General features: G+C 30.6%; 7 protein-coding genes and 1 pseudogene. 4 read left to right on the forward strand and 4 right to left on the reverse strand.

The window, feature by feature from the left end:
* Positions 1-360: 360 nt before the first annotated feature.
* Both B4J88_RS13450 and B4J88_RS13455 read right to left on the reverse strand, forming a co-directional pair.
* Complete coding sequence (locus B4J88_RS13450; protein WP_291067842.1) at positions 361-1,944, reverse strand: DUF262 domain-containing protein; 1,584 nt, start codon at positions 1,942-1,944, stop codon at positions 361-363.
* A gap of 298 nt (positions 1,945-2,242) precedes the next feature.
* Positions 2,243-2,500, reverse strand: coding sequence for a helix-turn-helix transcriptional regulator (locus tag B4J88_RS13455; protein WP_180906609.1), 258 nt, complete (start codon positions 2,498-2,500; stop codon positions 2,243-2,245).
* A gap of 1,357 nt (positions 2,501-3,857) precedes the next feature.
* Between B4J88_RS13455 and B4J88_RS13460 the strand changes: the two genes are divergently transcribed.
* The 4 genes from B4J88_RS13460 to B4J88_RS13475 all read left to right on the forward strand — a co-directional run bounded on the left by B4J88_RS13460 (position 3,858) and on the right by B4J88_RS13475 (position 11,419).
* Positions 3,858-4,001, forward strand: coding sequence for a hypothetical protein (locus tag B4J88_RS13460; RefSeq protein WP_291067843.1), 144 nt, complete (start codon positions 3,858-3,860; stop codon positions 3,999-4,001).
* 651 nt (positions 4,002-4,652) lie between these two features.
* Complete coding sequence (locus B4J88_RS13465) at positions 4,653-7,604, forward strand: SusC/RagA family TonB-linked outer membrane protein (RefSeq protein WP_291067844.1); 2,952 nt, start codon at positions 4,653-4,655, stop codon at positions 7,602-7,604.
* A 4-nt stretch (positions 7,605-7,608) separates the two neighbouring features.
* Positions 7,609-8,988 (forward strand): RagB/SusD family nutrient uptake outer membrane protein, encoded by a 1,380-nt coding sequence (locus B4J88_RS13470; RefSeq protein ID WP_291067845.1) that lies wholly within the window; start codon positions 7,609-7,611, stop codon positions 8,986-8,988.
* Positions 8,978-11,419, forward strand: a complete 2,442-nt coding sequence (locus tag B4J88_RS13475) for an alpha/beta hydrolase family protein (RefSeq protein WP_291067846.1) — start codon at positions 8,978-8,980, stop codon at positions 11,417-11,419. The genes B4J88_RS13470 and B4J88_RS13475 overlap by 11 nt, the downstream gene beginning before the upstream one ends.
* A gap of 23 nt (positions 11,420-11,442) precedes the next feature.
* Here the strand turns inward: B4J88_RS13475 and B4J88_RS13480 are convergent, their stop codons facing one another.
* Positions 11,443-11,718, reverse strand: a complete 276-nt coding sequence (locus B4J88_RS13480) for a DUF6520 family protein (RefSeq protein WP_280062949.1) — start codon at positions 11,716-11,718, stop codon at positions 11,443-11,445.
* A gap of 31 nt (positions 11,719-11,749) precedes the next feature.
* Positions 11,750-12,218 (reverse strand): annotated as a pseudogene (locus B4J88_RS13485) (tellurium resistance protein TerC); the annotation flags it as partial.

A 12,218-nucleotide genomic window follows, 5' to 3' on the forward strand; every position in this document is an offset into this window, starting at 1 on the left:
CTCAACTCTGTCTAACCATTGATCGCTTAGTAAAAAGCTATACTTGTTCAATGGAACATTTGAGACTTCATAAAATTCTATGTGGTCACTTTGTATTTGTAAATTATTTAACATTCTTTGCTTTGTCGATCGTATTACAATTAGCTATAACATTATTCTTTACGAAGTAAAATATAGTTTAAATTTCGTTATATTATTCCAAACATACAACAACCATTTCAAAATAAATTACGGTTTCTCGTAAATACAAAAAACCTCTCTAAAATCGCTTTCTAAAGAGGCTATTATTTATACTATTTTGTGCTTTTGTACCTAAAATTAGAATTGTGGAACAGTTACTGATGTTATGTGTAGGTTATTTTATATCAAAGTCTGTAAAAATTCGAATAATTTTCTTGAACGATTTTCAATAAATTCATTAAAATTGTCGTCAATTAATTTTTGTTCATCAATGAAAGCTGAATTAAGAATTTCGCTTGAATCATTTGGCATTTCATCTCTAAGATATTGTGATGGTTTTTTACAGTCTATTTTTTTATTATCTGCTCGAGATATTATACTGAAATTTGCAAGGCAGTTAACTGAATAATCTATAGTATCTTGAGGTAATGAATTAACAAAAGCCTTTGGATAAGTATGATGAAATTCGTTTCGATTATAATCTTTTAGAACACTTGATAAAGTTATTTGACTTCCTGAAATAAAGCTTTTTGGATTGTTTTGTGCTAAAAGTAAAATTAGTGACTTTGTATTTACAGTGCCCATTGTAAAATCATTATTCCTAAAAAATGCTTCATTAATGTTGAAAGTAACATTATTTAATGCTGATGTTGTATAGTCAACTTTAAGTTTCAGAATCTCTTCAATGTCTTTATTGATATTTTTATTAGTACCTGCGCTATAACGCTTCCCAAAAGAGCTTTTCCAAAACCACGAGATTAATATCTTGCGTTGTTCATCATTATAATTAAAATGTTGATTTCCTTGATTAGAAAAGAAAACAGAAAGAGGAATTAAAAAGTGTTCATATGGAAGGTTTGCTATTTTTTCAATTTTCAGATTTCGTTTTAGAAAATCAATAGAACCTTTAATTCCATTTGTAACTTCTTGAAATCTTTCACGAACAGTATTTCCATTTAATTCAATCAAATTCTTTGAAGTTGCAGAATGAGTAAGAACTGCTGAAGAGATTCTTAAAAGTAAATCGGCATTACCTCCTAATTCTTCAAAACCATAAGGTCTTAACTCTTCTTGTAAATCTTCAAATTTGTCTTGTAAATCAAACTCCTCACTCCAAGTCCAAGCTGTTAATAATTGTAATGTATCTAAAGGAACCCCTTTTCTATTTATTCTTTCAAATACGATTGCTACTTTAGATTTATCATCAGTTTCTAAAGTTTGATAAGGTATTTTAACTTCCTTAAATATCGCTTGAAGATTATCTATTTTTTCTAGAATCATTTCATCTAATCTAGATGTTGCTCTACGATATTTTACCGTATCGAATAAGCAGTTTAATGGAAAATGTCTTTCTGGAATCACATCTTCGTCTTTCAAAGGTACGAATTGTGAGTCTTGCGAATTTTCATCTGCTTCTAAATCATAATAAATTTTAAATGGGTTTTCTATTCCAGTAATTTCATCAATTTCAGTTTGAAAAACACCAAAAATAGATGTGACTCTTTGTTGTCCATCTAAAACATAGTCTATTGGATACTCTTCATCTCTTTCAAACAGGTGAAAAGGACCAAATTGCTTTTCAGTTTCTAACTTTTCTCTTGTTCTCCATAATTGAATAGTTCCAAATGGATAACCTTTGAAAATACTATCCATTAAAAAGGCAACGGAATCCGAGTCCCATACAAATCCTCTCTGAAACGCAGGAATTCTTAAATTTCCTTTACTTACTTGATTTAAAATATCTCTAATAGAAAAATCACTCATTTTTAACTGTTTGTTTGGAATGGCTTACACATAACACTGTTTTTTCACGAAACTACTATAGCTTTAGTTTCGTATAAATAACAAATATATAAAATAATCTAATTTATAACCAATGTTGTGTAAATAAGTAAAGGGCTTCTATATAGAAGCCCTTTACTTATATTAATTTACGTATAAATAAAAAACTCAGGTGAACTTTTAACCTAAAATCTAACACCTGAGTAATAAATGAACGTCATGCCTATGACTTATATTCATTTCGAATTTAAGATTTTTATTTTAAACTAAACGTTTTTAATTATTTAATGTCTTTTACTTTTTTCACAAACTCCTCGTAAGTTTCAGATTTTTCATTGTCCCAGTTTGTTGGTTCTATTAAATCATAAATACTTACTCTTAGTAATTTTGCAATCTCAATTAGTTCTTCCAAAGAAGGTTGTCTTTTGTTATTTCGCCATTTAGATATTGTAAATTCAGTTTTACCAATAAATTTAGCAATGACTCTATTTTGTACATTTCTTTCTTTAAAAACAATATCTAATCGATTAATTTTCATATAATTTAAAAAATTTATTAAAAAAGTTTGGCGTTTAATGTCAAACATTGTATATTTGATATATGTTTAAAGCGACACAATTAGTTAAGGCTATTTGACTTAACGAAATGATGTCTCTCTATTCGGGAATAATCCGGTAAATTATAAGCCCTAGAGAGTACAAAAAGTCGCCCAATACACTGGGATTTTCATATATTTGCGATAATTCCAGAGGGCGATTTATGCGTTTGTACTTCATTGGGCAAGAGTTTACTCTAAAGGTTTTCTTACCGGATTTCCTCACGATAATGAAGGAGTGTAAATCGTTTCTCTGACTTTTTATTTCTACTTCTATCAAGAATAGAAGACATCGTTCCATAAAACCCAACACAAAATGAGAACGAAACAATTTCCATTCATCCGTAAAAAACCGCCAGACAAAGTCTGTTTGTTTTTTCCATTCTTTTAAAGAACAATACTCCGTATTTATAGCATTTTTAAAACACGGATCGTAAAGCAAAGGGCTATCCTTTCTTTACACGCTCTCTATCAGAGCCTCGGTAATGAGACTTTGACAGCTAGGTTATACTCTTTTTTTCGCACATTAAAAGTAATGCCTTTCATATCATTTTCCAAATTTATTGGGGCTACTACCTGATTTAAGTTGTAAGTAATGAGTTATAAGTAATGAGTTAAATGTATGATGTAAAGATTAGATGTTAGATATGAGAATTGAGATTTTAGAGTTGTACTATGTAAAAAGTAGAATGTATTATGTATTTGAAAAAGGATTAAAAAAATGTCATATGATTTGGAGGCGAGTGTCAAAAAGTTGAAGAGAATGGTTAAAATGTTTTACTGTTTGCGTAGCAAATGATTTAAAACATTGAATGGCTGAAACTTATTTTGACCTTCGAAAATCAAAGACAAGAGTTTTTTGTTTCGTTTTTTGCGCTCAAAAAATGAAAAAAGATTTCTTGAAATGACAGAATATTAGAGAAATAATGTGTTAAAAGTGTTAAATTCCTGTATCGGTGTATATCGAAAATGACACTTTTCTGTATCGGTTGTTTATCCGCGCTGTATCCATTCTGTATCCATTGTATATGCGTTCCGTATGGTTTGTTCGAGGTTCGTGTATCGGTGCTGAGTTGTAAAATGTAGTATGTAAAAAGTATGATGTATTTGAAAAAGGATGATAAAAATCCGACGATTTAGGATCGAAATGCAATTCAACTGTAAATTATTGGAATAAAAAAAGTTGATGTGTCTGAACGAAGTGAGTTATCAACTTTATGGAAATAATTTATTTAGTTGAATCATTGAGAGACTACTGTCGGCATCTTTTTTTGTTTCGTTTTTTTGGATGCTCAAAAAAATGAAAGTAAAGAAAATATTTAAAATAAAGAAAAAACAAAAAACCCCTTTCCCAAAAACAAAGTTGGCGCGATGTACAGGAAAAGGAGTGGCTTTTAAAACTAATGTTGAATTAAAAAACTTATGTAAAATTATGAAAGAGTAAACAGATTCACACTCTATCCCCCGAAGACAACACAATAAGAAAGTAAATGATCTTCATAAAATGTATTAGTGTTAATTTTTTTCATTTATTAATGTATTTTTTAAAACTGTTGGAGGGGGATATTTTAGGAGGAATATAGGATAAACAGGCACGAATGCGATTCTGAGACAAGCTCAGAATGACAGCGAGATAAGAGCCTAAAGAGAAATTGGATATATTAAGAGGATTAGTAGTTCTTTATTTTATTACGTTCATTTTTTCCTTGATGAAAAAACGAACCAAAAAAATCAAGTCTGTGCTTACAAGTCGGTCAATAACAGCTACTCGCTAAATGCTTTAGAACATTCGCATATGAAATGCGAACATAAATCATTTTTAACGCTCTTTACGCCGAATTGACACTCGACTTTTCAGCAATGACGATTTATAAATTCGTTGTTATAAATGGATTTGAATATTAATAAGAATAAAAACGTAAAACGTTAAGCGTAGACCGTATAACGTAAAAAAAAATAAAACCCCTTTCCCAAAAACAAAGTTGGCGCGATGTACTGGAAAAGGAGTGGCTTTTAAAACTAATGTTGAATTTTAAAAAACTTATGTAAAATTATGAAAATATTTTACTTTAAACTCAATAGGCATATAATAAGTATGCTATTGGGATTGGTTTGTGCTACACCCCTATTTGCACAAACAGGAAAAACCGTGACTGGAACGGTAAAAGATCATAACCATTTGCTCTCTGGCGTGGTAGTAACTGAAGAAGGTACACAGAATAGTGTGCGAACTGATGCGAATGGATACTATTCGCTGATCTTACAGCATGATGATGCTAAACTAATTTTTGAGCAATTGGATTTCCCTATTCGAGAAGAAGTGGTTTTGAATAGAAGCGTGATCAATGTAAGTTTCACAAAGGAGGAGGAAGGTATTCAGCTGAAAGATGTGGTGATCAATGCAGGATATTATACTGTAAAAGACAAAGAACGAACGGGTTCTATAGCACGTGTAACGGCAAAGGAGATAGAAAATCAGCCTGTGAATAATGTACTTTCTGCCATACAAGGACGGATGGCTGGTGTGAGTATAGTACAAAACTCTGGAAATGCAGGTGGTGGTTATGACATTCAGATACGTGGACGAAATAGTCTAAGACGAGAAGGGAACGAACCACTTTATATTGTAGATGGTGTTCCTTTTGGAAGTGGAAATACAACAAGTGTAGGGCTGTCGTCTGGTATTCTACCTTATGGAGAATCTAATCCTCTTAATTTTCTGAATCCAAAAGAAATAGAAAGCATTGAAATCTTAAAAGATGCCGATGCTACTGCTATTTATGGCTCGCGTGGAGCCAATGGAGTAGTACTGATAACAACTAAAAAAGGAAAAAGTGGAAAACTAAATATTGCGTATAATTCAGATTACACAGTTGGTAAAGTAATGAATCGATTAAGATTAATGAATACGTCTGATTATTTAGCAATGAGAAGAACAGCATTTGAAAACGATGGAATTAAAACTTATCCAGCCAATGCCTATGATATAAATGGAAGTTGGGATGTTAATTCGTCAACCAATTGGTTTAACGAATTAGTAAGGCACATTTCTTCTAAAAACAATAACCAATTAAGTATAAACGCAGCCTCAGATCAATTTCAATTTTTAATGAGTATGGGACATTTTGAAGCAACAACTGTTTATCCAGAACCATTTCGATTAAAAAAGACTACTGCTTTAATAAGTTTAAATTACACTTCTCCTAATCAACGATTTTCTATTGGATATAAAGGTAATTTAAGTCGATCTGTCAATAAATTACCTTCTACCGATTTGTTTTCAAGTGTTATAAGCTTAGCCCCGAATGCTCCAAATTTATACAATGAACAAGGTGAACTGAATTGGCAAAACAATACGTTTGTAAATCCATTAGCCTCACTCAGAGGTTATTATACTAGTAATGGTGATATGATGAATCATGCTATTTTGAATTCAATTCAATTAATTGAAGGATTAAGTTTAGTGAATAATATAGGGATTTATTATAGTCAATCAATAGAAAATCGGGTAAGTCCATCTACGATATACAACCCAAATTATAATTATGGGAGTGAACGATCTAACGTATTACGATACGATCAGAAAGTTATGTCGTATAACATAGAACCACGATTAGAGTACAATAAAAGTATAAATCAACACCACTTTTCAAACCTTGTTGGATTAACATTTCAACACAGACAAACAAATGGATTAGGAATTTCGGCTTCTAATTTTCTGAGTAACTCATTGCTAAACGATTTATCTTCTGCAAGTGTAAAAACAATTAGTGCACAACCTATCATAGATTATACCTATCAATCTGTTTACGGTAGATTTGGATATAACTACCAATCCAAATACTTTATAAACTTAACTGGTCGTCGTGATGGATCAAGTCGTTTTGGACAAAATTTTAAATATGGGAATTTTGGTGCAATTGGAGCAGCTTGGATTTTTTCAAAAGAAAACTTTCTCAACGAATCATCTTGGTTAAGCTTCGGAAAAATAAGAGGTAGTTATGGGATTACAGGTAATGATTTGATTGGTGATTATCAATACTTGGATACCTATATTACAAAGGCAAGAACGTACGATCAGGTTACAGGTTTAGAACCAAATAGTTTGTATAATCCTAATTTTAGTTGGGAAAAAAATAAGAAATTAGAATTCGCTCTTGACTTATCTTTTTTTAGGGATAGAATAGGATTTTCGCTTGCATGGTATAGAAATGTATCTGGAAATCAATTGGTCGGAATCCCTTTACCAGGAACAACAGGTTTTTCATCCATTCAATCTAATTTACCTGCAAAAGTAGAGAACAAAGGAATTGAAATTGAACTTTCAGCAAAACCATTGCAAAACGCTATTCAATGGAAAACAGCCTTGAATCTATCATTTCCACAAAATAAATTAGTGTCATTTCCCGATTTAGAAGGTTCTACTTATGCCAATACTTATGTTATTGGTGAACCCATTACAATTAAAAAATTATACGAATGGACAGGTATAGACCCAATAACAGGATTACATACATTCAAAGATTTTAATCAAGACGGAAAAATAAATACTGAAGATAAGCAGGTTATTAAAAATGTGGGTGTAAAATGGTTTGGAGGATGGTCAAATCAAGTGCAGTATAAAAACGTTGGACTTGATGTACTGTTTCAATTCGTGAAACAAAATAGTATCAATTATATCGCTCAGAGTTTCATTCCAGGAAGTTTAACCAATCAACCGATAGAGTTTCTAGATGCTTATTCACCGAATAATCCATCAGCCAACTATCAACGATACAGTACTGGAAGCCAAACACTCGCTTCGCAAGCCTATAATAATTTTAAACAAAGTGATCAATCGGTAAGTGATGGTTCTTATATCCGTTTAAAGAATATTTCCATTTCCTATCAATTTAAAATTGCAAACACTTCTTCTCTAAAATTGTTTCTCAACGGGCAAAATTTATGGACGCTAACCAATTATTTTGGTGCTGATCCCGAATTTGTTTTATCAGGGTATTTGCCACCTCTGAAAGAATATACACTTGGATTACAATTAAACTTTTAACATTATGAAATCAATTTTTATACACTTAAAACAAGGATTAATCGCTTTAATTCTTTTGACAAGTTGCGACAACTTCTTAGATCTTGATACACCAAATACACAACTTGTAAGCACAGAAGTATTTGAAGATAAAAAAACGACAGATGCTGCATTGTTAAATATCTATGCAAGCTTAAGAGATAACGGATTATTAACTGGTAATAATTCTGGTATGACGTATTTATTGGGGTTATACACAGATGAACTCGACTTATACTCCATCAATTTACTTGGTCAAAAAGAGTTTTATGAACACACGCTATCCACTCGAAATGAATTGGTGTTGACTAGCTGGAACACAAGTTATAATCAAATATATCGATTAAATGCATTGATAGAGGGGGTAGAAAAAAGTACATTATTAGAAAATCAATACAAACAAACAGTATTAGCAGAAGCCTATACAATGCGTGGAATGTTGCACATGTATTTGACTCAATTGTTTGGCGAAATCCCATACATCACAACGACAGATTATTTGCAAAATAAACTTGTTCATAAAACACCAGAAAAGGAAATTTATGAAAGAATAGAGCAAGATTATTTAGTAGCAGAAGAATTGTTTTTGAAAGGAACGAAAAACACATCTAAAACACGGTTAAATCTTACATCGTTAAAAACTTTAAAAGCTAAATACTATGCACAAACCAAACAATGGGAAAAAGCCAAACAGCATGCAAATGATGTTATTCAAACGGCTGGTGTTACATTAGAACAAGATCTTAGCAAAGAATTTTTGAAAGAAAGTAAATCTATTCTATGGTGTTTTTCGCCTCATTTAGCAACTGGAAATTCCTTGGAAGCAGATGTTTTTATGTTAAATGCTCTACCACCAGCTTTTGTAAGTTTAAAACCCACTTTCGTCAACTCTTTCGAGAATGGAGATCAAAGAAAAGAAATTTGGATAAAGAAATTAAATAACAATCAGGGTACTTGGTATCAACCATACAAATACAAAGCGCCCAATGCTTCGTCAACAGTTAATGTAGAGAATAGTGTGGTACTTCGATTAGCTGAATTGTATTTGATACGTGCAGAAGCTAATTTTCAGCTTTCCAATTTTAGAGAAGCTGAAAATGATTTAAACCTTATTCGTAAAAGAGCCAATTTACCTATGCTTTCTAATTTATCTCAACATGACTTAGAGCAAGCGATTTTAGATGAATATAAACATGAACTATTTACAGAATATGGACATCGTTTTTTTGATTTGAAACGATGGAATCGATTAAATGAATTACAAAATAGTATACCAACTTGGAAACCATTTATGGAAAAATTGCCTTTACCAGAAAAGGAGATTTTATTGAATAATAATTTAAAACCCCAAAATGATGGCTATTAGATTTATATTAAGCTTTTATATCTGTTTAATTTCAATTTATATTTCTGGTCAACAACAGAAATTAGATTCATTGGAAACTTATTTTAATCAATTTTATACCGTTGAATTTGTAGATGCAAACAATGAAAATATATTATTTACTAAAAATAAAAACCATGAATTGCCTGTCTATTATTTGAAAAATAATAAAAAAGCAGATGAAATACGACTTGGTAGAATAATGAATTATCATTGGTTGAGTGATAAGTATTTTTTATATGATGAAAAAAATGAAGGTCTTGTACTATATAACATCCAAAGTCAAAATAAAAAAACAATTCCGCATTATAAGAAAATGATTGAAACTTTTAATAAGCAATTTTTTGTAGCGAAAAAAGAAGGTAATACGCTTTACATTAATACAATAAATAATGGAGAATTAGGAAATGAAATAAAGTTTATTGATGTAATAGATTACAAATGGGAAAATGATAAATTAGTAATTGAAAAAACAAATCATACCATTGATGTGTATGAATTGAATAAAAATATAAATCTTCTTTTTCAAATAGATGGTGTTAAGTACCAGTCATTAAGATGGAATGAATTCAATCAATATGACTACATTAAACAAGAAGGAGAAGATTTATTTTATGTAAAAAGTAATGGGACAAAGGTTAAATTACTTCATGACTTAAATAAGAGTATAAATCTTAAGATTATTAATGAAGACAATAATTTACTCATTTTAGAAAATACATTTCAATCTGATTATACTTTAAAAAAATCAGAAGAAGTAGAAATTTGGGATACCTCTGATGATCAAATTATTATTCAAAAACCGAAGAGTCAAAAAGAATTGATTTTTATTCAATTGAATAATGGAGAGGTGAAAAACAGAATTTCTCTAACGGACGTCAATTACGAATTTTTAGGAACGCAATATCTACTTTTATTCGACAAGAATAGATACAGAAGTTATCGTCATTTACGGGATCATGTTGATGTTAAGTTAATAGATCTAGAAACAATGAATCAAAAGCTAATAGTTGAAGATTTTGACGATTACAACAGAAATAAATTAATACTTTCTGATCACAATAAATTTATCTATTTCAAAGAAAATAATTGGTGGATATATGATGTATTAGAAGATAAAAAGAAAAGTTTGACCACTTCAATAAAAGCTGGTTTCTCCGTTGATGATTATTTTAAGAATGAAGCTTTTCAGCCAGCTAAATTTTATGATAATTCACGTGTTTTTTTAACAGCTAAAGAAGGGATATGGGAATATAATCTTCATACAAAAAAGCTGAAGCAATTAATTCAATCTACAAAACAAACGGGTACTTTTACGTTTTTAATAACTAGAAATAAAGCTAAAAATCAAGTAGATGAAACCATTTATTTGCAATCTTTAAACGAAAATAATCAGTACAAAATTTATAAATGTTGTGATCGATTAAATGAAATTTATAACACATCGCAAGATGTTAAGAAAGTTTCGTTAAAAAATAAGAATTTGTATGTAATAGAGCAAGGTTATTTAAAATCTCCTCGTATTGTTCAAATAGATGAGAAGAATAAAGCAACCATTCGGGTTGAAGCAGTTAATTCGATTGTTCAAAAACGTCGTTTTCAAGAAATAAAATCTATTATAAATGGGAAATCAGTAAAAGCAATATTGTATTATCCGTTTGATTATGATACAACCAAATATTATCCGATGATTGTCCATATCTACCAAAAGCAATCACATTTAGTGAATGATTTTCAATTGCCAGAAGTAAGTTCAGCTAATGGTTTCAATACTGATTTTTATACATCACAAGGCTATTTTGTCTTACTACCAGATATCATAGTCGATTTAGATCAACCAGGCGAATCAGCACTACAATGTACAGTTGAGGCAACCAATCAAGCATTAAAAGAAGCCAATATTGATAGAGATAAAATTGGATTAATAGGCCATTCTTATGGTGGTTTTGAGGTAAATTATATCGTAAATCGTACGAATATGTTTAAAGCCGCTGTTAGTGGCTCAGGTGTTTCTGATATTGTAAATTGGTACTTTTCGATGGATTGGAATAAATCAAAACCACAATTTTGGAGATTTGAGGATGAGTTTTTTAAAATGAGTTCAATGTTTTATGATTCAAAAGAAAATTATTTAAAACAATCTCCTTTACTCCAATTAGAAAACCTACATACACCTGTATTAATATGGACTGGAAAAGAAGATTATCATGTCAATTGGGAACAAAGTGTTAGCATGTATTTAGCAATGAGACTTTTAAAAAAAGAAGGAAAGTTGTTATTATATCCGAATGAAAAGCATGTGATTATGAATCCATCAAAGGCAAAAGATTTAAATCAGAGGATTATAAATTGGTTCGATTTTTATTTAAAAAACACTGAAATAGAGTGGATTAAAAATAAGAGACAGCTGTAAAAGCTGTCTCCTTTTATAAATTATTAATTTGTTTTTTCAAATAATTGAACATTACAAGCTGTTCCCGAAATTTCATCCATTCCGTAAAGATGTACACCTGGCTGGTAAGTACATAAATTACCTATAACATTGCTACATTCAAAATCTTCAACCAATGTACATGGCTGTTCTTGATCGATACGATAAATCGGATCTCCAGGATCCCATCCAGCTTTCTTCGCCTGATTTGTAGCGAAAGCAGCACCAGTCCCCATTAATACAATGACAGCTGGTAAAATAATTTGTTTTAAATTTTTCATTTTAATGTGAATTTTAGTTTTGCCTACTTTTTTACAGGTTTTCGGCTTTTCCTGTTTTAAACTGATCGGTTATAGCCGGCTTTAGTTTATAAACAATCAATTCGTTTCCAATTAGTGCATAAAAATGAGAATCAGTCACTAAAAAATCAGAAAGTTTGTTTTCTTCGCGATGTTGTACAGTAAAACTTCCGATATAATGCCTACGATCTGTTCGGTACGCATCAATTACATCCACTTGTTTCCACTGTTTTGGGGATTCAAATTTCCCCATTAGCTTAGAGATATTAAACAAGAGATGTCGATGTGCAACCATTTTTTTATTCACTAAAAGTGGAGGAGCGCTCATTTTATTTTTTCCATCCGATAGATGGCTAACTTCAATTTTTGCTTGATAAGTAGTATCAATCGTATTTAGTTTGTGTTTGATGTGTAAATCTTGATCCATAACAATAAATTGATTGCGGTAGTAATAAGTATAACGCGGGTTCAGAAAACTAATG

It is taken from the genome of Empedobacter sp. UBA5036 (assembly GCF_002415215.1).
GTDB classification, from domain to species: Bacteria; Bacteroidota; Bacteroidia; order Flavobacteriales; family Weeksellaceae; genus Empedobacter; species Empedobacter falsenii_B.